General features: G+C 69.8%; 16 protein-coding genes and 1 tRNA gene. 5 read left to right on the top strand and 12 right to left on the bottom strand.

Annotated elements, in window-relative coordinates; translation table 11 throughout:
* Window positions 1–107: 107 nt before the first annotated feature.
* On the bottom strand, window positions 108–1,769 hold the full coding sequence (locus HOW07_RS03510; protein WP_175116101.1) for a S1C family serine protease: 1,662 nt from the start codon (window positions 1,767–1,769) through the stop codon (window positions 108–110).
* Window positions 1,770–1,927: 158 nt separating this feature from the next.
* Here HOW07_RS03510 and HOW07_RS03515 point away from each other — a divergent pair, with 158 nt between their 5' ends.
* Window positions 1,928–3,124 carry an aminotransferase class I/II-fold pyridoxal phosphate-dependent enzyme gene (locus HOW07_RS03515; protein ID WP_175116102.1) on the top strand — a complete coding sequence of 399 codons (1,197 nt, stop codon included), beginning with the start codon at window positions 1,928–1,930 and terminating at the stop codon, window positions 3,122–3,124.
* A 62-nt stretch (window positions 3,125–3,186) separates the two neighbouring features.
* Here HOW07_RS03515 and HOW07_RS03520 read toward each other — a convergent pair whose 3' ends face one another.
* The 4 genes from HOW07_RS03520 to HOW07_RS03535 form a co-directional block, all read right to left on the bottom strand.
* Entirely contained in the window at window positions 3,187–4,083 is an 897-nt protein-coding gene (locus HOW07_RS03520; protein WP_175116103.1) for a glycine betaine ABC transporter substrate-binding protein, read from the bottom strand.
* A gap of 72 nt (window positions 4,084–4,155) precedes the next feature.
* The gene (locus tag HOW07_RS03525; RefSeq protein ID WP_175116104.1) at window positions 4,156–5,163 is read right to left on the bottom strand and encodes a proline/glycine betaine ABC transporter permease; all 1,008 of its coding nucleotides are present in this window, start codon (window positions 5,161–5,163) and stop codon (window positions 4,156–4,158) included.
* A complete protein-coding gene (locus HOW07_RS03530) occupies window positions 5,160–6,521 on the bottom strand; it encodes a glycine betaine/L-proline ABC transporter ATP-binding protein (RefSeq protein ID WP_082916171.1) in 1,362 nt (453 codons plus the stop codon). The genes HOW07_RS03525 and HOW07_RS03530 overlap by 4 nt, the downstream gene beginning before the upstream one ends.
* A 397-nt stretch (window positions 6,522–6,918) precedes the next feature.
* Window positions 6,919–7,401 (bottom strand): Lrp/AsnC family transcriptional regulator, encoded by a 483-nt coding sequence (locus HOW07_RS03535; RefSeq protein ID WP_064296186.1) that lies wholly within the window; start codon window positions 7,399–7,401, stop codon window positions 6,919–6,921.
* 169 nt (window positions 7,402–7,570) lie between these two features.
* Here HOW07_RS03535 and ald point away from each other — a divergent pair, with 169 nt between their 5' ends.
* Window positions 7,571–8,674: an alanine dehydrogenase gene (gene ald / locus HOW07_RS03540; RefSeq protein WP_175116105.1), complete on the top strand. Its 1,104-nt coding sequence runs from the start codon at window positions 7,571–7,573 to the stop codon at window positions 8,672–8,674.
* A gap of 159 nt (window positions 8,675–8,833) precedes the next feature.
* On the opposite strand, the gene HOW07_RS03545 is transcribed toward ald, so the two are convergent.
* The 3 genes from HOW07_RS03545 to HOW07_RS03555 all read right to left on the bottom strand — a co-directional run bounded on the left by HOW07_RS03545 (window position 8,834) and on the right by HOW07_RS03555 (window position 13,178).
* Window positions 8,834–8,907, bottom strand: a tRNA-Met gene (locus HOW07_RS03545).
* A 144-nt stretch (window positions 8,908–9,051) separates the two neighbouring features.
* The gene (locus HOW07_RS03550; protein ID WP_371743567.1) at window positions 9,052–11,976 is read right to left on the bottom strand and encodes a UPF0182 family protein; all 2,925 of its coding nucleotides are present in this window, start codon (window positions 11,974–11,976) and stop codon (window positions 9,052–9,054) included.
* A 71-nt stretch (window positions 11,977–12,047) separates the two neighbouring features.
* Complete coding sequence (locus tag HOW07_RS03555) at window positions 12,048–13,178, bottom strand: PDZ domain-containing protein (RefSeq protein ID WP_121290036.1); 1,131 nt, start codon at window positions 13,176–13,178, stop codon at window positions 12,048–12,050.
* A gap of 165 nt (window positions 13,179–13,343) precedes the next feature.
* Here HOW07_RS03555 and HOW07_RS03560 point away from each other — a divergent pair, with 165 nt between their 5' ends.
* Together HOW07_RS03560 and HOW07_RS03565 are read left to right on the top strand one after the other, a co-directional pair.
* On the top strand, window positions 13,344–14,696 hold the full coding sequence (locus HOW07_RS03560) for a zinc-dependent metalloprotease (protein WP_175116495.1): 1,353 nt from the start codon (window positions 13,344–13,346) through the stop codon (window positions 14,694–14,696).
* A gap of 87 nt (window positions 14,697–14,783) precedes the next feature.
* A complete protein-coding gene (locus tag HOW07_RS03565) occupies window positions 14,784–15,653 on the top strand; it encodes a TOMM precursor leader peptide-binding protein (RefSeq protein WP_175116106.1) in 870 nt (289 codons plus the stop codon).
* On the opposite strand, the gene HOW07_RS03570 is transcribed toward HOW07_RS03565, so the two are convergent.
* A complete protein-coding gene (locus HOW07_RS03570) occupies window positions 15,541–17,274 on the bottom strand; it encodes an ATP-dependent helicase (RefSeq protein WP_121290032.1) in 1,734 nt (577 codons plus the stop codon). The two genes, HOW07_RS03565 and HOW07_RS03570, sit on opposite strands and share 113 nt — an antisense overlap.
* A gap of 25 nt (window positions 17,275–17,299) precedes the next feature.
* Complete coding sequence (gene nudC, locus HOW07_RS03575) at window positions 17,300–18,238, bottom strand: NAD(+) diphosphatase (protein ID WP_175116107.1); 939 nt, start codon at window positions 18,236–18,238, stop codon at window positions 17,300–17,302.
* Window positions 18,239–18,301: 63 nt separating this feature from the next.
* On the opposite strand from nudC, the gene HOW07_RS03580 reads away from it, so the two are divergent.
* Window positions 18,302–19,561 (top strand): phosphotransferase, encoded by a 1,260-nt coding sequence (locus HOW07_RS03580; RefSeq protein WP_175116108.1) that lies wholly within the window; start codon window positions 18,302–18,304, stop codon window positions 19,559–19,561.
* Here HOW07_RS03580 and HOW07_RS03585 read toward each other — a convergent pair.
* Complete coding sequence (locus HOW07_RS03585) at window positions 19,471–22,746, bottom strand: UvrD-helicase domain-containing protein (RefSeq protein WP_371743568.1); 3,276 nt, start codon at window positions 22,744–22,746, stop codon at window positions 19,471–19,473. The two genes, HOW07_RS03580 and HOW07_RS03585, sit on opposite strands and share 91 nt — an antisense overlap.
* Entirely contained in the window at window positions 22,743–25,928 is a 3,186-nt protein-coding gene (locus HOW07_RS03590; RefSeq protein ID WP_175116109.1) for a UrvD/REP family ATP-dependent DNA helicase, read from the bottom strand. The genes HOW07_RS03585 and HOW07_RS03590 overlap by 4 nt, the downstream gene beginning before the upstream one ends.
* Window positions 25,929–26,042 lie beyond the last annotated feature (114 nt).

Raw genomic sequence — 26,042 nt, forward strand, 5'->3', positions numbered from 1 at the left:
TGTTTCGTTCGATCGAGCCTAGCAGCCGGTCGTCGGGGTGGCCCGGACGCGGAGGACGCCCGCACGGAGGCCGTGCGGGCGTCCTCCGGGGCGTGACGCCCCGGGTGTCAGAGCGCGAGCTCGCCGAGCGTGACCTCGGCGGTCTGCGAGTCGTTGCCGCGGGTGAAGGTGAGCTTCGCCGTCGCCCCCGCCGCGAGCGCCCGCACCTGAGCGGTCAGGTCGTTCGCACCGGTGACCGGGACGCCGTTGAACTCGGTGACGATGTCCCCGGACTTCAGACCCGCGGCCTGCGCGGCGCCGTTGTCGGTGACCTTGTCGATGAGCGCGCCCGCGACCGTGCTCTTGGCGTCGCTCGAGGCGTCCTTCACGGTCGCGCCGAGCAGGCCGTGGGTCGCCTTACCCGTCTTGATGATCTCGTCCGAGACGCGCTTGGCGATGTTCGCCGGGATGGCGAAGCCGACACCGATGCTGCCGCTCTGCGACGACGAGTCGGTGCTTCCGGCGCTCGCGATCGCGACGTTGACCCCGATGAGCTTGCCGGTGCCGTCGACGAGCGCGCCACCCGAGTTGCCGGGGTTGATCGCCGCGTCGGTCTGGATGACCGCGATGGAGATCGAGGAGGTCGGCGCGGTCGGGGTGGTCTGCCCCGGCACGTCGAAGTTCCAGGGGCTCTGGTTGTCGCCGTTCGAGTCGCCGGACCCGCCGTCGTCGCTCGATCCGGAGTCCGGAACGGCGGAGGAGGCGACGGTGATGCTCCGGTTGAGGGCGCTGACGATGCCGTCGGTGACGGTTCCCGCCAGTCCGAGCGGCGCACCGATCGCGACGGCCGTCTCGCCGACGTTGAGCTTGTCGGAGTTCGCGAACTCCATCGGGCTGAGACCCGAGGCGTCGTCGAGCTTGATGACGGCGAGGTCGTAGATCGGGTCCGTGCCGACGATCTTGGCGTTGTACAGCTTGCCGTTCGCATCGGTGACCCGGATGGTCGGGTCGGCGACCTGGCCGTCCAGGGTGACCACGTGCGTGTTCGTCAGGACGTAACCGTCCTTGCTGAGGATGATCCCCGAGCCGGTGCCGGCGCTCTGCCCGCCCTGGACCGAGAGGGTCACGACGCTCGGCCCGGCCGTCGCGGCGATGGCCGTGGTCAGGCTGACGTCGGCGTCGTCGTTGATGGTGAACGCCTTCGAGCCAGCCTCGTTGCTCGAGACACTCGACTTCGTCGCGTTCGTGACCCAGAGCGTCGCCCCGGCACCGGACGCTCCTCCGATGAGGGCGCCGACGGCGAGCATCGCGACCATCCCCGCGAGCGGGCGGTTGGTCTTCTTCGTCCGCGCTGCCGGTGGCGTCGGGACGCCAGGGTGCTGCCCGGTCGGCTGCTGGGCGTACGGGGACGCACCGTAGGGACCGTGCTGCTGACCAGGCTGCGGCTGGGCCGCTGGCTGCTGACCGGTGGGCTGCTGGTAGGCGGCGTACGGGTTCGGCTGCTGCTGACGGGAGAAGGCTGCGGACGGGTGCTGCGGCGCCTGCTGGTACGGCGAGCCCTGCTGGGCCGCGCCGTACGGCTGCTGCGTCGGCTGACCGGCGGGCGGTGCGACCGGTGGCATCGCGGTCGGGGGCGGGAAGTACGCTCCTGAGGTCGACGGCCGTGCCTCGCCCGCGGGAGGCACGGTGCCGCCCGCCTGCTCAGCGGGTGCGGACTGCGGCGCGGTCTCACCGTTCGGGGTGGACTGGGGGTGTTCGGCGGGCTGCTGTCCGTCTGCGGTGTCGGTCATGGCGATTCTGCTCCTTCCAAGCGCAGTCAGCTTCCCGTGCCGAGCTGAGTGTTTCATTCGCGCCCGCTGTGCGCCGGCTAGGGCTTCGCCGTAAGGACCTGCGCACGGTGTCCTAGATTGGGAGCGGCCCGCGCCCGCGGCCACGGAAGGATATCGACATGGTGGTTGACGGACCCTGGCGGCGCACCGCCGAAGGCGCCGTCCTCGTCGACGAGGACGGACACGTCTCGTCGACGATCTTCGCGGAGATGAGCGCGCTCGCGCTGCAGACCGGAGCCGTCAACCTCGGCCAGGGGTTCCCCGACGAGGACGGACCCGAGGCCGTCCTGGCCGAGGCGGTCGCGGCCATCGAGCGCGGCGAGAACCAATACCCGCCCGGCCCGGGCACCCTCGACCTCCGCACCGCGATCAGCGAGCACCAGCGACGGTTCTACGGTCTCCAGCCAGACCCGCAGGGAGAGGTGCTCGTCACCGCCGGAGCGACCGAGGCGCTCGCCGCGACCCTGCTCGCCCTCGTCGAGCACGGCGACGAGGTCGTGACCTTCGAGCCGTTCTACGACGCGTACGGCGGACTCATCGCCCTCGCCGGTGGGCGGCATCGGACGGTCAAGCTGCGCGCACCCGACTTCCAGCCGGACCCGGACGAGCTCCGCGCCGCCGTCACCGACCGGACCAGGGTCATCCTGGTCAACACGCCGCACAACCCGACCGGCACCGTCCTCGACCGCGCGACGCTCGACCTGGTCGCCGAGTTGGCGGAGCGCCACGATGCGATCATCGTGACCGACGAGGTCTACGAGCACCTGACCTTCGACGTCGAACACGTTCCGATCGCGACCTTGCCGGGTGCCGTCGAACGCACACTCACGATCTCATCCGGTGGCAAGACCTTCAGCACGACCGGGTGGAAGATCGGCTGGTTGAGCGGACCCCGCGAACTCGTCTCGGCCGTCTCGACGGTCAAGCAGTACCTCAGTTACGTCAACGGCGCACCGTTCCAGCCGGCGATGGCGACCGGACTCCGACTGCCCGACGCCTCGTTCACGGCCATCGCCGACGGCCTGCGCGGCAAGCGGGACCTCCTGAGCGCGGGCCTCTCAGCCGCCGGTTTCGACACCTTCCGGCCGGACGGCACCTACTTCATCGTGGCCGATGCGGCTCCGTTGGGCTTCGACGATGCTGCGGCGTTCTGCCGGGCGCTGCCCGCGCTCGCCGGCGTCGTGGCGGTGCCGCTGTCGGCGTTCTGCCTCGACCGGCACGACCCGGACTACGCGTCACTGGTCCGGTTCGCGTTCTGCAAACGCGTCGAGGTGCTGGAGCGGGCCGTCGACGGCCTCGCCCGACTCCGCCGCTGACGCTCAGATGCACGAGACGACGGGCACCGGATCGCTCCGGTGCCCGTCGTCTCTTCGATCCGCTACTTGGTGAGCGAGTCCACGTACTCCTGGTTGTCGCTGATCCACTGCTTGACGACCGGCGCGTAGTCCTTCGAGTCACCCTCGTTGAACATCGCGTTCTCGAGCGAGAACAGTCGCTCCGAGTCGAAGTCGAAGTCCTTCAGCCACCCGGCGAGCGTCGGGTACTCGTCCGCGAAGTCGGCCTTGCCGAAGCTGTGGATGCCTTCGGCGTCCCCGAGCGCGCCCTTCGGGTCCTCGAGGTCCTTGATCGGGAACGCGTCGTAGGCCCAGTGCGGACGCCACAGCGTGACGGCGATGTTCTCACCGGAGTCGGTCGCGGCCTTCAGCTCCGACAGCATCGCCGGGGTGCCCGAAGTCAGGAACTCCCAGTCGTCGAGGCCGTACTCGGGGATGACCTTGTCCTGGGTCGCCTCCGTGAGTCCGGCACCGGGGTCGATGCCGACGAGGCGGCTGTCGAAGAGGTCCGCGTTGTCCGCGAGGTCCTCGAGCGAGTCGACGGGGGCGTCCTCGTTGACGGCGATCGTGAGCTTGGCGTCGGTGTTCCAGGCGCCGAGGTCGACGACGTCGTCACCGAACTTCTCGATGTAGCTCGCGTGGGTCGTCGGCAGCCAGACGTCGAGCGTCAGGTCGTAGTCACCGGTGCTGAGGCCGGAGAACACCGGGGCAGGCTCCGCCTCCTCGAGGGTGACATCGTAGCCCTGCTCCTCGAGCACGGCCTTCCACAGCTCGGAGGCCGCGATGCCCTCGTCCCAGCCGCTGAACACGGCGATGGTCACCGCCTGCTTGTCGCCGTTCTCGAGCGTCTCATCGGCGGCGCCGGCGGAGCAGCCGGAAATGGCGAGCGTCGCCGCCGCCCCCGCTGCGATGGTGGTTGCGATCTTGGTGCGGTACTGCATGTTCGATGATTCCTTTCGTCCCGCGTGACGCGGGGATCGGTGTCGTCGGATGGAAAGCTGTGTGCCGGTGGGTCACCGCACGGCGGTCGGCGACTCGGCGGGGGTGCGCTGTTCCTCGCCTGAGGCGGTGCTGTCGGTCGTCGTGGTGCTTGCGGCCGGTGCCGGGCGGATCCCGGCGGGCGAGGCCGGGGCAGCCTTCGTACGCTTGCCGCGCTGCTTGCGACCGCCGCCGAGGGAGGCGGTGAGACGGTCCAGGAAGATCGCCAGGATGACGACCGACAGGCCCGCTTCGGAGCCGAGCTGGATGTCGATCCGGGAGAGGCTCTTGACGACGTCGCCTCCCAGGCCGCCGGCGCCGACCATGCCGGCGATGACGACCATCGAGAGCGAGAGCATGATGACCTGGTTGACTCCGGCCATGATGTTCGGCATCGCGAGCGGCAGCTGGATCTGGCGCAGGATCCGCCAGGAGGAAGCACCGAACGCGTTGCCGGCCTCGACGACCTCGCGGTCGACGTTGCGGATCCCGAGTTCCGTGAGACGGACTGCCGGGGCCAGCGCGAAGACGATCGTCGCGACGATGCCCGGGACGACGCCGATGCGGAACAGGATGAGCGCGGGGATGAGGTACACGAACGCAGGAGTCGTCTGCATGAAGTCGAGCAACGGGCGGATGATCGACGATGCGACCTTCGAGCGGGCCGCCAGGATGCCGAGCGGGATCCCGATCACGATGGCGATGAGACCGGCCACGAGCACGAGCGAGAGCGAGTCCATCGCGTTGTCCCACTGCTCGACGCCGACGATGATCAACAGCCCGACCGCGGAGCCGACGGCGAACACCGGGCCCCGTGCGACGAGGGCCAGCAGGGCGGCGACGATGATGATCACCCAGAACGGCGGACCGCTGAGCACGAGGTCGACGCCGTCGTACAGCCCCTGGAAGACGCTCCGGATGACGTCGAAGACGGGCTGGAAGACGTCGGTGATGAAGTCGACGAAGGCTTCGACCCACGCACCGATCTCTGGGCGGGTGATGGCGTCCAGGAACCCGGACGACTGGAGACGGATGCCGCTCATCGGACACTCCCTTCCGGCAGGCTCGCTGCCGGTTCGGCGGCGCTGGTCTCGATCGACGAGGTCACGTCGTCGGGGTGCTGCGGGTCCTCCGCGGTCGACCGCAGGGTCGCCGTGATGAGCTCGACGGGCACCGTCGCCGGCGGCCCGACGAGGCTGATCTCGTCCGTGTTGGTCGGGACGTTGCCGACGGCGGCGAGCAGGGTCACCCGCGGGACGACGCCGAGCAGGCGCGTCCGCTCGTCCACGACGGCGACGGGCAGGGCACTCTCGACGGCGGACTCGAAGAGGTCGACGAGCGCCGCCTCCGGCGAGACCGTGGCGAGGTCGGCGGTGATGACGCTCCCGAGCTGGTGGTCGCCCGCCCGGACGAGACGCAGCACGTCCTTGTCGCGGACGACGCCGAGGAGCTGCCGGCCCGGACCGACCACGAAGGCGGTCGAGGTCTGCAGGTCGCGCATGATGCGCAGGGCAGCCCGGGGTCCGGCGGACGCGGAGACGACGGAGCGCGCGGGTTCCATCACGCCACCGGCGGTCAGGACGCGGGCGCGGTCGACGTCCTGGACGAACTGGGCGACGTAGTCGTTCGCCGGGTCGGTCAGGATGTCGTTCGGGGTGCCGACCTGGACGATCCGGCCGTCACGCATGACGGCGATCCGGTCGCCGAGGAACATCGCCTCGTTGAGGTCGTGGGTGATGAACACGATGGTCTTGCCGAGCTCGGCCTGCAGCTCGACGAGCTGCTCCTGCATCTCGCGGCGGATGAGGGGATCGAGCGCGGAGAACGCCTCGTCCATGAGGAGGATGTCGGTGTCCGAGGCGAGTGCGCGGGCGAGGCCGACGCGCTGCTGCATCCCGCCTGAGAGCTGGCCCGGGAGCTTGTCCTCCCAGCCTGCGAGCCCGACGCGCTCGACGACGGCCTGGGCCCGCTCGCGTCGTTCAGCGGCCGGCACACCCTTCACCTCGAGTCCGTAGGCGGCGTTCTCGAGCACTGTGCGGTGCGGCAGCAGGGCGAAGTGCTGGAAGACCATCGAGATGTTGTCCTGTCGGACCGCACGCAGCTGCTTCGAGGACACCCCCGAGATCGGCTTCCCGGCGATGGTCACGGTGCCCGCCGTCGGCTCGAGCAGGCCGTTGAGCATCCGGATCAGCGTCGACTTGCCCGAGCCGGAGAGGCCCATCACGACGAAGATCTCGCCCTGCTTCACCTCGAACGAGGCGTCGATGACGGCCGCGGTGGTCCCGCCGGAGGCGAGTTCGTCACGCGCGGCACCGGCCTGCAGGCGTTTCACGGCTTCCTTCGGCTTCCTGCCGAAGACCTTGTACAGTCCCGTCGCGGAGACGGCAATCGTTTCGGTCATGTGTTCTCCTGGAAGCGCACGCGGAACCGCGGTGCGCTCTTCCTGTCGATCGTCAGGCCGGGTCGAACGGCTCTCGATCCGCCCCATCGGCGCACTGATGGACAGCGCGCGGGCTCGGATCACGTGGGGCGACAACGGCTACCGCGTGGCGTTCGACCGTACGTCCAGCACGCCGTCACGGGGCGACAGGGGGCGGGACGCGGTCACGTAGGTCAGCCCTTGCGGGCCGTCGACAACGCTAACGAAACTTACAGCTGCTGGCTAATCGACGATCCCCCAAAAGGCGGACATCGCGCAAGGCCTCCATGGCAAAACCGAACATGGTCAGGGTTTTCCGTTCGAGTCCTTCGTTATGCGTTCGTGACCTTCACCCGGCCGGTACAGCCGCGGATCACCGTCACTCCCCCACCGCGACGCCGATGAACGAGTGATCGAACACCAGACTCGTGCGCGTCGAGGCGACCGTCGGATCCGCCGACAGGTGCTCGACGACGAAGTCGCGGATGTGGGCGCTGTCCCGCGCCGCGAGATGGATGACGAAGTCCTCGGAGCCGCCGAGGAAGAACACCTGCACGACTTCCGGGAGCTGTCGGATGCCGGCGCTGAACTCGGCGATACGGGCTCGAGCTCCTGCCCTGATGTTGACGCTGATGAGCGCCTCGAGACCGAGCCCGACCGCGACCGGATCGATACGCGCCGAGAACCCCGTGATCACGCCGCGATCGACGAGCGACCGCACCCGGGCGACGCACGTCGAGGGCGCGATGCCGACGAGCTCCGCCATGCGGGCGTTCGTCATGCGCGCGTTCTCCTGGAGGAGCCGCAGGAGTGCGTGATCGACGTCGTCGAGGTCCGCACTGCTGTGCAGATTGTTCGTCATGCTGCGCCTGCTCTCGATCTTTTCCGAATCATCGGCGATTTTCAGGGAACATTCCGTGAAAGCTGCGGTGTTCATGAGCCTGAAACGCAGCAACCTCAGAATAGTCGCACACCGTCCACCGACGAGCGGGAGAGCCGAGTCTTGGCCCAGCCTGCGAGAGGAACCAGCCATGCGAATCGGCATCCCCACGGAGATCAAGAACAACGAGAACCGGGTGGCGGCGACGCCCGGCGGCGTCCACGAACTCGTCCGACACGGCCATGAGGTCGTCGTCCAGGCGGGCGCCGGCCTCGGGTCCGGCAATCCCGACGAAGCGTATCGCGCCGCCGGCGCGACCATAGCCGCCGATGCGGCCTCCGTATGGGCGGCGGGCGACCTCCTGCTCAAGGTGAAGGAGCCCGTCGCCGCCGAGTACGGCTTCCTGCGGGCCGACCAGACGCTCTTCACCTACCTGCACCTCGCAGCGGACCGACCCCTCACCGACGCCCTGCTCGCCTCTGGGACCACCGCGATCGCCTATGAGACCGTCCAACTCCCCAATCGCTCCCTGCCGCTCCTGCAGCCGATGAGCGAGGTCGCGGGACGACTGTCGACGCAGGTCGGCGCGTACCACCTCATGCGAGCCACCGGCGGACGCGGAATGCTCCTGGGCGGCGTGCCCGGAACCCCCAAGGCGAAGGTCGTCGTCATCGGCGGCGGGGTCGCGGGCGAGCACGCCGCGGCCAACGCGCTCGGCATGCAGGCGGACGTCACGATCATCGACATCTCCATCCCTCGCCTGCGCGAGCTGGAGAACCGTTTCAGCGGGCAGATCCAGACCAGACCGTCATCGGCGTACGAGATCGCGGAGCAGCTCCGCGACGCCGACCTCGTCATCGGCTCGGTCCTCATCCCCGGGGCTCAGGCCCCGAAGCTCGTCACCGACGCCATGGTGGCGGACATGAAACCCGGCTCGGTACTCGTCGACATCGCGATCGACCAGGGCGGCTGCTTCGAGGGCTCCCGGCCGACGACGCACGACGACCCGACGTTCCGGGTCCACGACAGCCTGTACTACTGCGTGGCCAACATGCCCGGCGCCGTCCCGGAGACCTCGACACGCGCGCTGACCAACGCCACCCTCCGGTACGCACTCGCCATCGCCGACCAGGGCACGGGAGAAGCGGTGGCCGCCGACGCAGCGCTCCGCGCGGGCGTCAACGTCCACGCGGGTGCGGTCACCAACGCCGGCGTGGCAGCAGCGTTCGGCCTCCCGGTTGCAGTGCTCGACTGACCCTCGAGCCCGGACCACCCACACCCGGTCACTGAGCCTGTCGAAGTGCCCCGACCCGACCGCCCTTCGACAAGCTCAGGGACCGGGTCGTTCCAGACCATACTTCTCCGTAAACGACGAAATCCCGGTCTCGAGGAGACCGGGATTTCATCTTTTCTGTTGCAGGGGCAGGATTTGAACCTACGACCTCTGGGTTATGAGCCCAGCGAGCTACCGAACTGCTCCACCCTGCGGCACAAGAGATAAACCTAGCATGCATTCTGGGGCCGTGCAAATCGCGTACCGCCAAGGACCCCGTCGCCGGCAGAATCCCTCCCCCTCGAACGCCGAACGGCGTCGCCCGTCAGGGCGACGCCGTTCAGATCGTGGGCTCGGAATCAGCCGTTCAGCAGCGCGAGAGCCTGCGCGAGAGCGTCCGACACCTTCTTGTCCGCCACCCCGTAAGCAGCCCAGTCGCCGCTCGCCATCGCGGCGTCCTTCTCGACCATCGCAGCCTTCGCCTGGTCGAGGAGCGTCTTGATCTGGGCGTCGACCGTCGGGTCGCCCGTGCTCGGGGTCGTTCCACTGTCGGTGCCGCCTCCGGTGTCCGTGCCGTCCGTCGGGGGTGTGGTGCTGTCTCCCGGCACGTTCGTGTCACCGGCGTCGGCACCCGAGTCTCCACCGAACAGGACGTCGAGCGCTTCGTCGAGGGTGTCCTCGAACGCGATCTTGTCGCCGAAGGCCACGAGCACCTTCTGCAACAGCGGGAAGCTCGTGTCGCCCGTGGACTTCACGTACACCGGTTGGACGTACAGCAGCCCACCTCCGACGGGCACCGTCAGCAGGTTGCCGTTCAGCACCTCGGTCTGACCCTGCTTCAGGATGTTGATCTGGCTCGACACGCTCGGGTCGGAGTCGAAGGTGTTCTGCACCTGACCAGGGCCCGGCACGGTGTCGTCCTTCGGGAGGGTCAGCAGTCTGATCTTGCCGTAGTCGGAACTCCGCTTCCCGTCCTCGGCGCCGGCGTTCGCGTCGACCGCGAGGTAGCCGGTGAGCACGTTCCGCGACTGTTCACCGCCCTGACGAGGGATGAACGTCGAGTACAGCGAGAAGGAGGGAGACTCCTGGCCAGGCAACTGCATCGTCAGGTAGTAAGGCGGCTGATAGGTCTTGTTCGTGTCGGTCGACTGCGGATCGTTGGGGGTGACCCAGGCGTCCTCACTCGAGTAGAACGAACCGGCGTTGGTGACGTGGTATTGACCGAGCACCGAGCGCTGGACCTTGAAGAGATCGGCCGGGTACCGCACGTGGCTCATCAAGTCGCCGGACATGTCCGACATCGGCTTGACCGTCGACGGGAACACCTTCTGCCAGGTCTTGAGGATCGGGTCCTGGTCGTCCCAGCTGTAGAGCGTGACCTTGCCGTCGTACGCGTTGACGGTCGCCTTCACCGAGTTCCGGATGTAGTTGACGTCGTCGAGCGCGTAGTTCTGCGCCGGCGTGACCGAGTCGGAGATGGTGTCCGACAGGCTCACGGTCTTCGAGTACGGGTAGCTGGCGCTCGTCGTGTATCCGTCGACGATCCAGACGATCTGACCGTCCACCACCGACGGGTAGGGGTCGGAGTCGAGCGTCAGGTAGGGGGCGACCTTCTGGACCCGGGTGAGCGGGTCGCGGTCGTAGAGGATCTGCGACTTGCTGTTCACGGAGTCCGACAGGAAGATCTGCTCGGACTGGAACTTCAGGGCGTAGACGAGCTTCTTGAAGACGTTGTCGAGCTTGGGCCCGCCGTCGCCGTCGAAGGTGGTGTAGGTCTGCGACTCGCCCTGGGTGCCCGACGGATAGTCGAGTTCCACCGGGTCGGAGCCCTTGGGGGCACCGACGATGGAGTAGTCGGGCGACTGCTCGCCGAAGTACACGCGCGGCTCGAAATCGCCGAGCGAGCCGGTGGTGGGGATGCCGGACTCGAGGAAGACCGGCTCGCCGGAGGCCGAGCGCTGGTTGCCGTAGGCGGCGACCAGCCCGTACCCGTGGGTGTACACCACCGTGTTGTTGATCCACGACTGCGAGTTGTCGAGACCGGCGACGTTGAGTTCGCGGACCGCGACGACGGCGTCCTGCGTCTTGCCGTCGATGTTGTAGCGGTCGACGTCGAGCTGCTTGTCGAAGGAGTAGAACTGCTTGAACTGCTCCAGCTGTGCCACGGATGCGCTCACGAGCGACGGGTCGATGATCCGGATGTTCGCCGTGGTCTCGGCGTCCTGACGGAGCGCGCCGGGAGTCGCGTCGGTGGTCGCCGCGTACTCCTCCTCCTCCACGCCGGCGATCCCGTAGGCGTCGCGCGTCATGTCGATGTTCCGCTTGATGTACGGCGTCTCGAGACTCTTCGCGTTCGGCTCCACCTGGAAGCGCTGGACGATCCACGGGTAGAGGCTGCCGACGATGAGCGACGCGACGATCAGCAGCGCTGTGCCGACGAGCGGCAGACGCCAGCGGCCGGTGAACGCGGTGACGACGAACAGGACGGCGACCATGAGCGCGATCCCGGCGAGGATCACCCGACCGGGGATGGTCGCGGCGACATCGGTGTACGAGGCTCCGGTGATGAGCGTGCCGGTGTCGTTCAGGGTCGTGTACTGATCGAGCCAGAGGCTGACGGCCTGCAGGATGAGGTAGAGCGCGGCGAGCACCGAGATCTGTACGCGGGCCGCCATCGAGATCCAGACCTCGCGGCTGACCACCCGGATGCCTCCGTAGAGGTAGGTGACGACGGCGGTGGCGATCAGGGCGATCAGGACGACCGCCGAGGAGAAGGCGACCACGGCCTGGAAGAACGGCAGGTCGAAGAGGTAGAACGAGACGTCGAGGTTGAACTGCGGGTCCTTGGTGCCTGCGGGCGTGCCGTTCATCCAGAGCAGGACCAGCTGCCAGCGCGAAGCGGCGGCGACACCGCCGAAGAGGCCGAACAGCGCGGGGATACCGTAGGTCGCGAGTCGGCGCAGCGGCTCGACGACCTGCTGGTAGCGGTCGACCTGGGAGCTGAGCTTCGCGTACACCGGGCGTGTCCGGTAGGCGATCTCGATCGCGAGCCACACGGGCAGGGCCATACCCACGAACCCGACGAGGAACATGGCGATCGCCGCGATCCACTGCGTGGTCAGGACCTCGGTGAAGCCGAGCTGTTGGAACCACAGCAGGTCGGCGTAGAACCCCGAGAACACGAAGAACCCGATCAGGAGCGCGGCGATGATCGCCACCGTGATCGCGATCGGGGCGCGTCGGCGCTGAGTGGACAGGGGCTTCTCTGCTGCTGCGGATGTCACGTGTGGCCTCTTCAGATAGGGGTCGTCCCACCCATCCTAAAGCGGCCGGGCTGGGAGAGCGCCCGAAGCGTTCAACCGGCCGAGCAGGTGGGCAGCTTGCTCGTGTCGGCTCCGTCGGCGATGGCCTTGAGCGCTGCGAGCGAATCGTCGAGGGTCTTCACGGCGAAGACCGTCAACCCGTCGGGGACGTGTCCGACGACCTCGTCGCAGTTGCTCTCCGGCGCGAGGAACCACTCGGCACCGGCGTCCTTCGCACCGAACAGCTTCTGCCGGATGCCGCCGATCGCGCCGACGTTGCCGTCGGCGTCGATCGTCCCGGTCCCGGCGACGTCCTTCCCGCCGTTGAGCTCACCCGGGGTGAGCAGGTCGATCATGCCGAGCGCGAACATCATCCCTGCGCTCGGGCCGCCGACGTTGTCGAGCTGGATGGTGATGTCGACGGGGAGGTCGTAGGTGGTCTTGGTACCGATGCCGATCACGGTCGAGGTCGTCCCGTCGGACGCGGTCGCGGTCGTCGGCGTGATCTCGACGGTGCTCGCCGCTCCCCCGCGCACGATGTCGAGCGTGACCGGCTTGTCCGTGCCGTTGGCGTTGATCGCGTCCCGCAGGGCCGCCAGGCCGGTCACCGGCGTACCGTCGACCGCGACGATCTCGTCGTCGAGCTGCAGCACACCCTGCGCGGGGGCACCCTCCGCGATCTGTGCCACCACGATGTGCTCGGGGACCTCGTACCCGAGCTCACGCAACGCCGCCGCGACCGAGTCCTGCTGCGAGTCGACCATGAGGGTCGCGTTCTGCTCGTCGCGCTGCTCGGTCGTGACGCCGGGCGGGAAGTAGAGGTCCATCGGCACGACGGCGCGGCTCGGGTCGAACCAGGCCGAGACGATGTCGAGCCAGCCCGGGCTCCGTTGCGGATTCCCGACCAGCTGGACCGTCAACATGTCGAGCGTGCCGCCGGTGTCGTAGGTCTGCTCGTCGTGGACCTCGATGAGCGGGACGTCGCCGTCGTCGCCCTCGGTCGTACCCAGCACGTTGAACACGGGACCCGGCTGTTCGATGACGTACGGCGCGGGTACCGCCGACAGCACTCCGAGGAGGACGAGCGAGAGGCTGAGCACGATCCAACCGAACCGGGCGCGACGATTGCGACCCTGACCGGTCGGCGCCGAAGCGGTGGGAGCCTCATCGGCGAAGAGCGACATGCAAGCCTTCCGGAGTGTTCGCGGTGGGCGGAAACCCGACCAACCATACCCCGGCGATTCTTCAGCGAGGTGCGACTAGCGTAGAAGGCCCAGCACCGAGCTATCTGAGAGGCGGCTGACGTGCCAGAGGATTCCGACAAGAGTCCGGAGGACGAGTTCCGCGACATGCTCCGCGAGCTCCTCTCCGGCAACGGTTCGTTCGACCCGAGCCAGCTCGCCGGCGCGGCCGGCCTCCCCAGCGATCCGGCCAGTCTCGCTGCGCTAATGTCGCAGCTCCAGGGCGCACTCCGCTCCGGTGGCGACGGCATCAACTGGGACACCTCGCTCCAGCAGGCGAAGACCATCGCCGGGGACGGCGCCCAGGACACGACGCCCGAGCAGCGTGCGGCGTTCGAGCAGGCTTTCCACATCGCCTCCCTGTGGCTCGCCGACGTCACCGACGTGGCCGAGCTGTCGAGCGAACCGGCCCTGTACACGAGGACCCGCTGGGCCACGAAGACCATGCCGTTCTGGACGCAGCTCGCCGAGCCGGTGGCCACGAACATCGCGAACGCCCTGACCGGCGTGCTCACGGAACGCGCGCCCGAGGAGCTGTCGAGCATGATCGCGAACGCCGGACAGCTCGTCCGCGGCATCGGCGGCACGCTCTTCGCGATGCAGCTCGGACAGGTCGTCGGTCAGCTCTCCAAGGAGGTCGTCTCCGGCGGCGACATCGGCATCCCACTGCTCGACGACAACGAGGCAGCCCTGGTGCCCCAGAACGTCGCCGACTTCGGCGAGGGTCTCGACATCCCGGCGGATCAGGTCCAGATCTACCTCGCGGTCCGTGAACTCGCGCACGCACGACTCTTCCGCCACGCCCGCTGGCTCCGCCTGCACCTCATCTCCTCGATCACCGACTTCGCGCGCGGCATCCGGATCGACACCGAGCGACTCGAGGAGCTCGCCGAGAGCTTCGACCCGTCGAACCCCGAGGAACTCCGCGAGGCCATGACGAGCGGAGCGCTCATCCCCGCCCGAACCGAAGCGCAGGACGCGAGCCTCGCTCGACTCGAGACGACGCTCGCCCTCATCGAGGGCTGGGTCGACGTGGTCACCGCGGCAGCCACCGAGCGTCTCCCCCGCTCCGCGGCCATCGCGGAGACCGTCCGCCGACGCCGCGCCGCCGGTGGGCCGGCCGAACAGGCCCTGGGTGCACTCGTGGGACTCGAACTGCGCCCCCGCCGGCTGCGTGAGGCTGCGCAGATGTGGCAGCAGGTCACCGACGCCGTGGGCACCGCGCAGCGCGACGCCCTGTGGTCGCACCCCGACCTCGTGCCCACCGCAGCCGACATCGACGCCCCGGAGGCCCTCATCGCGCGCCTCGAAGCCGAGGCCAGGGGTGAGCGTCCGGAGCAGGACGAGATGGATCTCGCGCTCGAAGACCTCCTCCGTGGCGAGGAACGCGGCGACCAGCACGACGACGAGCCCGGTTCGGAGCCCTCCGGCCCGAACGGTGCCGGCGGCCCCCCGGTCTGACCCACGGCGACGCTCCACAACTCGTCCTACCGGGCGAGCTGTGGACAGTACCGACGCGACCGGTCGTCGACCCGCCATCATCGATGGATGACGACGCGCATCGATCCCAGGAGACCACTGCTCTGGCGGACCCCGCACAGCCTGCAGGTGGGCGTCGATGAAGCGGTCGTGCTCGAGAGCGTCCGGACCGAGACCGAGCAGGTCGTCGCGGCACTGCGTGCCGGCTTCCCTGACCTGGTCGAGCGACGACTGCCGGACGCGTTCGACATTCCGGCCCAGGAGTTCGATCGCGTCCTCTCGACACTCGACCCGGTGATCGAGCACCACGGCGCCACCTCCGGAACCGCCATGATGCATCGGGTCGTCGTGGACGGCGCGAGCCCGGCGGCCGAGCTCGTCCGACGCCTCCTCTCCGAGCAGGAGGCGGTCGGACTCCTGCCGACGGAGTCCGTGTCGACGGAACCCGGGCCGCAGCCCGACCACGTCGACGTCGCCGTCCTCTTCGCCGACTTCGTCATCCCGCCGAGTCGGTACACGCGTTGGCTCCGCGACGACGTCCCGCACCTGCCGGTCGTCTTCAGTGATCGTGTCGTCAGGATCGGGCCGTTCGTGACACCCGGTTCAGGGCCGTGCCTGCACTGCGTGGAGCTGCACCGCACCGACGACGATCCGGCCTGGCCGGCCGTCGCATCCCAGCTCCTCGGCCGCCGTTCGCCGCTCGACACCCAGCTCCTCGGCGCGGAGGTCGCGACCCGCGTGACCCGCCTGGTGATCCGCCATCTCGACGCGTCTCAGCCCATCCTCGCGAGCACCCAGCTGGTGGTCGACGCCGCGACCGGTGGGGTCAGGCGCCGCGTCGTCCGGGAGCACTCGAAGTGCGCATGCCGAGCTCTGCCAGGAACCGCGACGGCTCGCGTCGACCACCGCGTTGCTGCATCTCGGACCAGGACAGGTTGAGCAGCCGCTTGGCGCGCGTGATACCGACGTAGAGAAGCCTCCGTTCCTCGTCCGCCTGCTCGAACTGCTTCGCGTAGGAGATCGGCAGGTATCCCTCGGAGAGCCCGATGAGGTGCACCGCCTCCCACTCGAGGCCCTTCGCCGAGTGCAACGTCGCCAGCGTGACCGCCTCGACCGTCGGTTCGTGTTGAGCGGCCTGCCGCAGTTGCAGCTCATCCGTGAAGGCGCGGAACGAGGTGCCTTCCGGCGCCTGGTCGACGAGCCCCATGATCGCGTTGAGCGACTCCCAGCGGTCGCGCACCGCACCGCCGCCGTCGGGCGGGTCCTGGCTCCAGCCGAGCGACCGGAGCACGTCACTCACGGACTTGAACAGGGGCTCACCGCTGATCGAGACGGAGGCCGCGCGGAGCTGGAGCAGGGCCTGCCGCACCTCGGGCAGCTCGAAGAAGCGCTTGGAGCCGTGCATGACGTAGGGGATGCCGGCTTCGCCGAGGGCCGTCTCCAACGCCGCCGCCTGGACGTTGATCCGGTAGAGCACGGCGATCTCCGAGGCCGGGACGCCCGCCTGCAGCTGCACGAGGATCTCCGAGGCCACGCCTCTCGCCTCGGACAGCTCGTTCGGATACTGCCGCAGGCCGACCGCCGGCGTCTCGGGCCGTGCGGTCTGGGTGCCCTCGTCGTCGCGTGCGGTGGCCGCTGAGAGGTGCAGTGCCCCCGGACGACCCCGCATGAGCGTGTTCGCCGCGGCCACGACGGGCGGGGCGGAGCGGTAGTTGCGCTCGAGCCGGACGACCGTGGCGTCGTGGTACCGGGTCGGGAAGTCGAGCAGGTAGTCGGACCGCGCACCGGCGAAGGAATAGATGGTCTGGCTCGCGTCGCCGACGACGCACACGTCCCGTCGACCGCCCAACCAGAGTTCGAGGAGTCGGTGCTGCAGCGGCGAGACGTCCTGGTACTCGTCCACGACGAAGAACCGGTACTGCTCGTGCACCTGCATGGCGACGGCGGGCTCGGTCTCGATCATGCCGGCGCAGGCGAGCAGGACGTCCTCGAAGTCGATGCGCCGACGCTCGTCCTTCAACTGCTCGTAGGTCTCCTGGAGCGAGACGACCTGCTCGAGGGACAGCTTGGCCGGCAGCGGCCGGTTCGACGCCGCGTACTGCTCGAGGGTCAGGCCGGACACCTTGCGCCATTCGATCTCGCCCGCCACGTCGCGCAGGGTCGCCGTGTCGACCCGCAACCGGAGTCGCTCCGCCGCGTGCCCGAGGACCCTGCCCTTGCTCTCGACGAGCGCGGGAACCTGTCCGCCGACGACCTGGGGCCAGAAGAAGTTCAGCTGCGAGAGCGCGGAGGCGTGGAAGGTCCGGGCCGAGACCCCCTCGGCGCCGAGGGCCCGGAGCCGGCCACGCAGTTCCGCAGCCGCGCGACTGGTGAAGGTGAGCGCCATGACGCGCGACGCCGTGTACGTCCCGGTCGCGACGCCGTAGGCGATGCGATGGGTGATCGCACGGGTCTTGCCGGTGCCTGCGCCGGCGAGCATGCACACGGGGCCCCGGAGCGCCTCCGCCGCGACAGCCTGATCGGGGTCGAGTCCGGCCAGCAGTTCGGCCGGGCTGCTCATCGTCGACCCTCGGTGGTACCGCGCCTCATCGAGACCAGGATCCGCGGAGCCATTCCTCGATCACGGCTCGTGCGATCGACGACGGTCCGGGGAGGATGACGTCGGCGGCCGGGTCCTCGAGTTCCTCCCGCGTGAACCACCGCAGGTCGAGGATCTCCTGACCGTCCGGGACGAGTGCCTCCGGATCCTGGTCCGCCGCGAGCGGGGCGACGAAGCCGAGCATGAGCGAACGAGGGAACGGCCACGGCTGCGAACCGAGGTAGACGGGCGTCCCGAGACGCATCCCCGACTCCTCGAAGATCTCGCGGGCGACGGCCTGCTCGAGGGACTCGCCGGCATCGACGTACCCGGCCAGCAGCGAATACCGGTTGTGCTCCCACATCGCGTTCGACCCGAGCAGGATCCGTCCCTGAGGATCGACGACGGCGACGATGACCGCGGGGTCCATGCGCGGGAAGAGCTCGTTGCCGTCGACCGGGCAGTGCCGCGCCCAGCCGGCGTTGCGGACCGTGGTCGGCGAGCCGCAGTGCGCACAGAACGGCTCGGCACGATGCCAGCCGGCGATGGCGAGCGACGTCGCCAGGATCCCGACATCGCGGTCCGACAGGCGGTGTCCGCTCCGACGGAGGTCGAACCAGCGGTCATCATCCTCGGTGATCGCGTCGGCGTCGGCGTCGGCGAGGACCCAGAGCAGGATGTCCGTGCCCGGTGGCGTCCCAGGGCTGTCCTCGACGGTGCTTCCGAGGTAGACCATGAGCTCCGGCTCGGGCAGATCGGAGGGAACCAGGAGGTCGAGCGCGTCACCGGTCACGAGTGCTCGCCGACCGCGGAGGACGACGGCTCGGGCGTTCGGGTCGACCCGCAGCCCGTCGAGCACGTCCGGTCGGGAACGGAGCTCGCCGTGACGGTCGAGTCCGCCCCTCGCGAGCGGTAGACCGGCGAGTGCGCGAACCTGAATCGTCATGGACAACCTCTCTGAGGGCGTGGCGAGCGCGGCTCACCGGGACGGCCCCGTACCCTGGATGTCATGGCCAGATCCCATCTCACTCTAGCCGCGTTGGCCACCTCGGCCGTCGCCGACCTCCAGGTCCGCGGGTCCGGCGCGCACACCGCCGGCGGCGAGGGGAACTACGACGCGGCCCGTCTCGTGACGGCCGACGGGCGCGAGCTCATCGTGCGCATCCCGACCTCGCAGCAGGCCGAGACGGAGCAGTCCGCGGACCTCATCGCCCTGCGCGCACTCACGCCAGGTATCCGCAGCAGGTTGCCCTTCGACGCCCCGACCGTCGTGGGCCAACTGCCCGTCGACGGCACTCGCGCCGTCGTGCTCGACTTCGTGGCCGGCAGTCACCTCGACCCGACCGCGCTCGGCCGCGACGAGGTCCTCTCGGACTCGCTCGGTGCCGCGGTCGCCGCGATCCACTCCCTCCCGACGGCGTTCATCGCGGAAGCGGGCCTCCCGTTGCTGTCCACCGAGCTCATCCGGGCGGACGCGCACCGCATCGTGTCCCGCGCCGCCGAGACACGGCTCCTCCCGACCGCCGTCCGGGAGCGCTGGCAGGCGGCCGTCGAGGACCACTCGCTCTGGCAGTTCCAGCCCACCGTCATCCACGGATCCCTCGCCGCGGACCGCGTGCTCGTCATCCGTCAGGACGGCCATGGCCTCGTCAACGGCGTCATCGAGTGGGGCTCACTGCGGGTCGGCGACCCGGCCCTCGACCTCCACTGGATCGCGACGCTCGGCGCGACCGGCGAGCAAGCCCTGTCCGCCTACGCCGCCTCGTGCTCTCGCGGACCCGACCGGTTCGTCACCCTCCGCGCCCGGCTCTACGCGGAACTCGAGATCGCCCGCTGGCTCCTGCACGGTCGCGACAGCCACGACGAGACCATCGTCGACGACGCCGTCGCGATGCTCGACGGTCTCGTCGACCGCGTGCTCGGCGACGTGACGGACCCCCTCGGCACCACGACCGGACCCGTCCTCGACGTCGACGAGGTCGAGGACATGCTCGACCGCACACCGATCGGCTCGTCCTCCCCCGGCATCGCCATGCAGACCGACACCTACGACCGCTCAGAACTCGAGCGCGCCCTCGGCCGCGATCCCGGCGGCTCCACCGACGACGACACCGACGACGGTGAGGCCGACGACGATCCCGACCACGCCGGAACCGACGCGGACGCGAACGCCACGGATCAGATCGACACCTCGTCGTTCGAGCTCTGGGACTCGACGACCTCCCCGAAGGACCGCTCCCACTCCGACAGGAGCTCCTCCTCCGAGTAGAGGCGTTCCGGCCGGAGCTGCACGTCGTGGCTCACGTAGTAGAGCACGGCGTCGATGCGCTCGGGGTCGACCTCCCGGTGGTGCGCGTACGCCAGACGGTAGAGCGCGAGCTGGAACGAGGCGTTCCGCACGTCCTCCGGTGTCGTGGGTACCGCGCCGGTCTTCCAGTCGACGATCTCGAACCGGTCCCCGCGCTCGAACACCGCGTCGAGCTTGCAGACCACCACTCGTCCGGTGTCGCCGAGCGGCACGTGGATCTCGGTCTCGACCTCGATGGGACGGACGTCCGCCCATTCCGAGGCGAGGAACCGTTCGGTGAGCTCCTCGAACCCGATCCCCTCCGACGCCTCCGGCCCCGGGCGTTCGACGTCGAGCTCCTCGGGGAGCGCGTCGACCAGCTCCCGCAATCCGAAGCGTCCGTAGTGCGCCTCGACCCACGAATGGAACCGGGTTCCGAGACGGGTCTGCCGATAGGGCCGTTGCGGGACGGGGCGACGCAGTCGTTCGAGTGCGTCTTCCGGTTCCGTGACGAACTCCTTGAACTTGGACGCGGGGATGCGCACCGGGAGTTCACCGCGCGCGGTCGTCGTCGCGGCACGGCGTCGTTCCTCGAGGAGCAGCGTCAGCTCGTTCTCGAGCGGGCCGAGGGTCGCCAGCAGCTCGGACTCAGGCCGCCCGCGCCGCTGCTCGACCTCGGCCGCCGCCCGTACGACGACGCTCCGACGCGCTCCGAGCGGATCGAGTGGCCAATCGAGGACCGCGGCACCTGAGTCGACCGGGTTCTCCTCGAAGGCGGATGCGGCGGGGAGCGGTGCGATGACGCCCGCCGACGACAGCTCCAGGAGGTAGGTGCTCGCGGCCCGGGGCCGCTTCCGATCGCCCGACCAGAACGAGCCGGTGAGCAGGAGGTCGTGCTTGGCGCGGGTCACCGCCACATACGCGAGCCGCCGCTCCTCGTCGAGCGCGCGTTCGCCGAGCGCCTCCGAGAAGGCGAGCTGAGCGTCGACGACCTCCTTCCGCGTCTCGGCCGTCCGCCAGGCGAACTCCGGCAGCTCCGCCGCGTCGCCTCGGAAGTCGTACGGCAGCGTCCCGAGACGCACCCAGCCTTTACCGTCCTTCGGTTTGGCGGGCAGCTCGTCGACCACGAGCCGCGGGATCGCGACATGGTCCCATTCGAGGCCCTTCGAACCGTGGATGGTGAGCAGTTGGACCGCACCCTGGTCGGGTGCGTCGCTCGCCGGACCGAGGTCGTCTCGGGCGAGCGAGCGGTCGATCCAGGCCAGCATGCTGCCGAGCGTCACCTGCTCCTCCGCCTGGATGAACGAGATGACCTCGTCATGGAACGCCTGCAGTCTGGCCGGAGCGCGGGCCGCGGATCCGGTCGACTCGTTCGCGACGACCTCGATGTCGAGTCGCAACTCGCGTTCGACCGCTCTGACGAGATCGGGGAGGCCGCTGCCCGCACGACGCCGTAGGGAGGCGAACACCAGTCCGGCCTCCCGGAGGCGCGAACGCGCCTCGTCGGTGAACCCGGCGGCGAGGCCCGCCGGCACGCGGTCCGCGGCGATGAAGTCGAGCGCGTCGATGATCGACCGCCCGTCGTCGTCGGCGACCGACTCGCGGAGCCGGGCGGCCAGTTCGGCGTCGTACCGCTTCGTCTTCCAGTCGATGGCCTGCAGGTACCGGGCCACCTCCACGAGGTGACCGAGGTCGTGGACGCCGATCCGCCAGCGAGGCCCGCTCAAGAGCCTGATGAGCGAGGACCCGGCACCGGGATCGTGGATGACCCGCAGCGCCGCCGTCACGTCGACGATCTCCGGCGAGGAGAGCAGACCCCCGAGACCCAGGATGTGGTGGGGGACGCCGAGCGCAGCGAGGCCGTCGGCGAACTCCTGCATCGGTCGACGTGCCCGGAACAGGATCGCGGCCGAACCGGCCGGGTCTCCCCCGCGTTCGGCGAGCAACCGGTCGGCGCACCATTCGGCGACCATCCGGATCTCCTCGGCACCGGTCTCGGGGAACTCGACGGCGAGGGAGCCCGCCCCGGCGCCGGGCTTCGGCTCGAGGTCGAGGACGCGCAGCTTCCCCGCCGTCTGCGCCTGCTGCTGCAACGGGCGGACGAGGACGTTCGCGGCTTCGAGGACCGTATGGTCGTTGCGCCAACTCGTGGACAGGTTGAACTGGGTGGCGACGACCTCCCGACCGAAGTCGCGGGAGAACCGTGCGAGGTTCGCCGCGCTCGCGCCCCGCCAGCCGTAGATGGACTGATGCGGGTCGCCGACCGCCATGACGGGGTGGTCGGCGAACAGTGTCGACAGCAGTCTGGTCTGCACGACCGAGGTGTCCTGGTACTCGTCGAGCAGGACGACGCCCGCGCGATCGCGCGCGACGGCGGCGACCTTCGGCGAACGTTCGCAGGCGGCGAGCGCGAGGGCGACCTGGTCGGAGAACTCGACGAGTCCCTGCCGGCGCTTCTCGTCGGCGTACCGGTGCGCGAGATCGAGCAGGACCGGCAGGGCACCCACGACCTCGACGGCCTGGTCGATCTGCGCGTACGCCCCGCGACCGCCGTCGGGGAGCTCGCCGATGCCGACGAACCGTTCCACGAAGCCGAGCAGCTCCTCGGTGGTGCCGTCGATCTCGGCGAGCTCGTGACTCAGCGAGAGGACGAGCTCGGCGACCTGGTCGACGGACTTGCCGAGGGTGGCGAGCCGTTCGTCTCCGTGCCGGACCACGACGCGTCGCGCGAGTCGCCAGGCGGACGCCTCGGACAGCAGGACCGACTCGGGCTCACGGCCCACCAGGAGAGCGTTGTCGCGGAACAGGGCGTTCGCATAGGCGTTGTAGGTGGACACTTCGGGACGGTCGAAGAGGGCGTCTGCCGCGGGATCCAGGATCCCGATGTCCTGGAGGGCGGCGATCCGCTTGCCGATCCGTGCCGCCAGCTCACCCGCGGCCTTCCTCGTGAAGGTGAGCCCCAGGATCCCGTCGACGCTCACGTGCCGGTTGGCGAGCAGCCACACGACGCGTGAGGCCATGGTCTCGGTCTTCCCGCTGCCGGCACCGGCGACGACGAGGACCGGGGCCATGGGTGCCTCGATGACCTCGACCTGCTGCGTCGTCGGTTGCGGAAGGCCGAGCAGGCCGGCGAGCATCTCGGCCGAGTAGGTCTCCTCCGTGCTCACGAACTCACCGCCGGGACGACGTGGATGGCGCACTCGCCGAACGCGAACGGGTCATGGCAGTGGGTCCCGACACGGGCCTCGAACACCGCTCCCGCCATGCCGATCGCGTCCGACAGGACACGCTCGCGGAAGCGCTCGAGGGCCTCGTCGTCGAAGGCCGGCTGGGCCGGGTCGTAGTACTCCTTGCGCTTCGTGCCTGCCGACACGACGATGAGCTTCGCGCCACCGCTCAGCAGCCCCTCCGTACCGGCGATCGCGCCGGACGCCAGCGCGAGCTGGTAGGCGCCGAGCTGCGCCATGTCGGCGACCTCCCGGTCCTGTCTCGGCGCCGAGCCGCCGGTCTTGAGGTCGGCGATCACGACGCGCCGTGTCCCGTCGGTGTCGGGCACGAGCTCGACGAGGTCGATCGAGCCGCCGAGCACGGCCGCGCCGCCCAGCTCACCGATGGGGATGCGGAGGCTGAACCGGCTCTCGTTGCCGATGGAGGTCACGCCCGCCCGCTCCGCGTCGTGGAGGTACGCCGACAGCCGGTGGACGAGTTCCGCCGCACGCCGTTTCGTCGCTGCGCCCTCCCAGTCCGCTTCGAAGTGGAGTTCGTCCCAGCGGTCCTCCACCGCTGCCCAGAGCGCGGCCTCGTCGGAGGACTCCGCGTGCTCGAGCGCGGCGTGCACGATCGTGCCGAGACCGGAGGCGAACCCGGAGGCACCGCCGCCCAGTCGGGCGATCGCCCAGTGCAGCGGGCACTCCTCGAAGGCCTCCATGCGGGACGGGGAGACCGGCAGCTCCTCGACGGCGGGGTCGTGCAGCGGTGCCGTCGAGCTCGGTGCGGCCACGCCGTACCACTCCTCGGTCGGGGCGCCGGGTACTCCCGCTGTCGCGAGGATGGCCAGGGCCGAGGCGGACGCGGCACGCTCGGCAGGGTCCGCGGGGCGGATCCGGCGAGTGAGCGAGCGACGCAGGGTGCCGACGAGGCCGCGGAGCGACAGGGGCGACAGGGATGCCCGGTGCGGATCGGGTTCCGGGAGCAGCGTGAGGAACGGGCTCGCCTGGTGGTCGTCGTCGACCACCGCGACCACCATGAGCGACCGGTGCGCACGGGAGGTCGCCTGGGCGAAGAGTCGGAGCTCGTCGTGGAGGACCGCGCGTCGTGCGTCCGCCGTCGCCGTGGCCGTACCCTCCAGCAGCTCCACGAGTTCCGAGGCGCCGAGCAGTGAGTCGCGGACCCGCAGGTTGGGCCACACGCCGTCCTGCATGCCGGCGACGACGACCGTGTCGAACGCGGTACCGACCAGGGCGGCGGGCGTCGCGATCGTGACCGCCTCCCGGAGGCCGGTCGGCGCGAGGGAGTCGTCGCCGACCGTCTGTTCGAGCAGGCGGTCGAGGAAGACGGAGGCCGGGGTGTCGGGCTCCGCCTCGACGAAGGTGCGTGCCGCATCGGCCAGCTGGGTGATCGCGTCGAGGTCGCGGTTCGCCTCCTCGGCGGCCTGACCGCTGCCCTTCGACAGCGAGACCCAGGAGCGCTCGAGTCTGCTCCGCGACCAGAGGCCGTAGACGAGTTCCTCGGCGGACGCGCCCGCCGCGGCCTGCGCGCTCGCCTCGGCGAGGCTGTCGGCGAGTGAGCGGGCGCGGGCGGCGGAGGGCGTCTCGAGTCCGATGAGTGCACCGGGGACGGCGAACGCCTCCTCCAGCAGGCGGTCCGCACTGCGGTCGAGGCCCTCAGCGAGATCGGCGTGGCGGAGCGCGGCCCGGAGTCGCCTGACCCCGATCGAGTCCAGTCCGCCGAGCGCGCTGTGGAGGAGTTCGGTCACGACCTCGGCGTCGAGCGGCGTCCGCCCGAGCGCCACCGACATGGCGAGGAGGACCGACCTGACGAACGGGTGGTCGCGCAGCGGTGCTCCGCCGGTGCTCGCCCGGGTGGGCACCTCGAGGGAGGACAAACCCCGTTCGATCGCCGGGATCAGCCCGCCGCTGCGGACGACCACCGCCATGTCGGCCCACGCGACACCGTCGAGGACGTGGCGCTCGCGGAGGAAGCGTGCGACGACCGCGATCTGCTCGGCCGGGGAACCGGCCGCCACGGTGACGACGGAGTGTTCGGGCGTCTCCGCGTCATCGACCGGTGGCGCGGCCGTGCGATGGAGTCCGGCGCCGGCCGTGCCGATGCGCTCGGCGACGCCGCGGACCGTCGCCCGGATGTCCGGTGTCCCGCGGTGGACCTGCCCGAGGACGAGCATGTCCACCGGGCGGCCGAGCACCTCGGCGAACCGCCCGAGGGCGTCGGCACGGGCACCGTGGAAGGCACCCGTCGTGAGGTCGGGGTCGCCGAACGCGACGATCGCGACCCCGTGTCGGGCGAGCGCGGCGAACAGCTGCAGGACGCCGTGGGTCGCCTCCTGGGCGTCGTCCACGAAGACCACCCGCAGGCTGCCGAGCACGCCCGTCCCCGGTTCCTGTTCGTCGAGGAGCCGGACGGCGCGGGCGAGGGCCGCCGCGGGCGTGAGGTGTCCGCGCCAGTCGTCGGCGAGGAACCCCTCGATGAAGCCCGCGGACGCGACCCACTCCGGACGCCCGTGCTCGGTACCGAGCCGACGTAGCTCGGCTGGCGCGACGTCGTGTTCGACGCTGCGTTCCATGAGGTTCCGGAGCTCGGTGCGGAACCCCTGCAGGCGCCTGACCTCGGGACCGAGCTCCGCTGGCCACAGCGGACCGGTCGCGTCCTGTTCGTCGCCGAGGAGTCGCTCGGCGATGGTCTGGTCCTGCTCGCCGCCCGTCAGCAACCGCGGTCGTCCTGAACCGGCGAACGCCCCGGAGCCCGCGATGACCTCGAGGGCGAGGGAGATGGCGGTGCGCGCCAGGGATCCGGGTGTGGCGCGCGCCACCCGGGCCTCGAGGCGGTCGCGGAGGACCTGCGCCGACGACCGGGAGGAGGCGACGACGAGCACCTCGTCCGTGCGCAGCCCGCGCGAGTGCACGCGTTCCGCGACCGCTTCGATGAGCGTGGTGGTCTTGCCCGTGCCGGGAGCCCCGAGCACGACGGCGGACCGGTCGTCCGCGAGCCGCAGCACGGCCTCCTGCGAGTCGTCGAGCCGGACGCCCGTGCCGACAGCCGGGTCGCCGACGGGCGCGCGGTCCGCGTCACGGACCGTACCCGTCGGATCGTCGGAGGCGTCGGGAACCGTCATGGTCCGCACGTTACCGGAGCCTCCCGACATCGCCGCGACGGCCGACCGGCGTTCCGTTGTTCGCTGACAGCAGCCGACCCGCGCCGGTCGGAGGACCACGACTCCCGTAGTCTT

Source organism: Plantibacter sp. MCCC 1A11337 (assembly GCF_013349365.1).
GTDB lineage: Bacteria > Actinomycetota > Actinomycetes > Actinomycetales > Microbacteriaceae > Plantibacter > Plantibacter flavus_A.

Bases quoted from the DNA above. Each gene is read 5' to 3' on its own strand.
- HOW07_RS03525 (WP_175116104.1), bottom strand. From the start codon at position 5,163: ATGAGCGGCATCCGTCTCCAGTCGTCCGGGTTCCTGGACGCCATCACC.
- HOW07_RS03535 (WP_064296186.1), bottom strand. From the start codon at position 7,401: ATGACGAACAATCTGCACAGCAGTGCGGACCTCGACGACGTCGATCAC.
- HOW07_RS03570 (WP_121290032.1), bottom strand. From the start codon at position 17,274: ATGAGCAGCCCGGCCGAACTGCTGGCCGGACTCGACCCCGATCAGGCT.
- HOW07_RS03510 (WP_175116101.1), bottom strand. From the start codon at position 1,769: ATGACCGACACCGCAGACGGACAGCAGCCCGCCGAACACCCCCAGTCC.
- HOW07_RS03590 (WP_175116109.1), bottom strand. From the start codon at position 25,928: ATGACGGTTCCCGACGCCTCCGACGATCCGACGGGTACGGTCCGTGAC.
- HOW07_RS03515 (WP_175116102.1), top strand. From the start codon at position 1,928: ATGGTGGTTGACGGACCCTGGCGGCGCACCGCCGAAGGCGCCGTCCTC.
- HOW07_RS03520 (WP_175116103.1), bottom strand. From the start codon at position 4,083: ATGCAGTACCGCACCAAGATCGCAACCACCATCGCAGCGGGGGCGGCG.
- HOW07_RS03530 (WP_082916171.1), bottom strand. From the start codon at position 6,521: ATGACCGAAACGATTGCCGTCTCCGCGACGGGACTGTACAAGGTCTTC.
- HOW07_RS03555 (WP_121290036.1), bottom strand. From the start codon at position 13,178: ATGTCGCTCTTCGCCGATGAGGCTCCCACCGCTTCGGCGCCGACCGGT.
- ald (WP_175116105.1), top strand. From the start codon at position 7,571: ATGCGAATCGGCATCCCCACGGAGATCAAGAACAACGAGAACCGGGTG.
- nudC (WP_175116107.1), bottom strand. From the start codon at position 18,238: ATGACGATTCAGGTTCGCGCACTCGCCGGTCTACCGCTCGCGAGGGGC.
- HOW07_RS03560 (WP_175116495.1), top strand. From the start codon at position 13,344: ATGCTCCGCGAGCTCCTCTCCGGCAACGGTTCGTTCGACCCGAGCCAG.
- HOW07_RS03565 (WP_175116106.1), top strand. From the start codon at position 14,784: ATGACGACGCGCATCGATCCCAGGAGACCACTGCTCTGGCGGACCCCG.
- HOW07_RS03580 (WP_175116108.1), top strand. From the start codon at position 18,302: ATGGCCAGATCCCATCTCACTCTAGCCGCGTTGGCCACCTCGGCCGTC.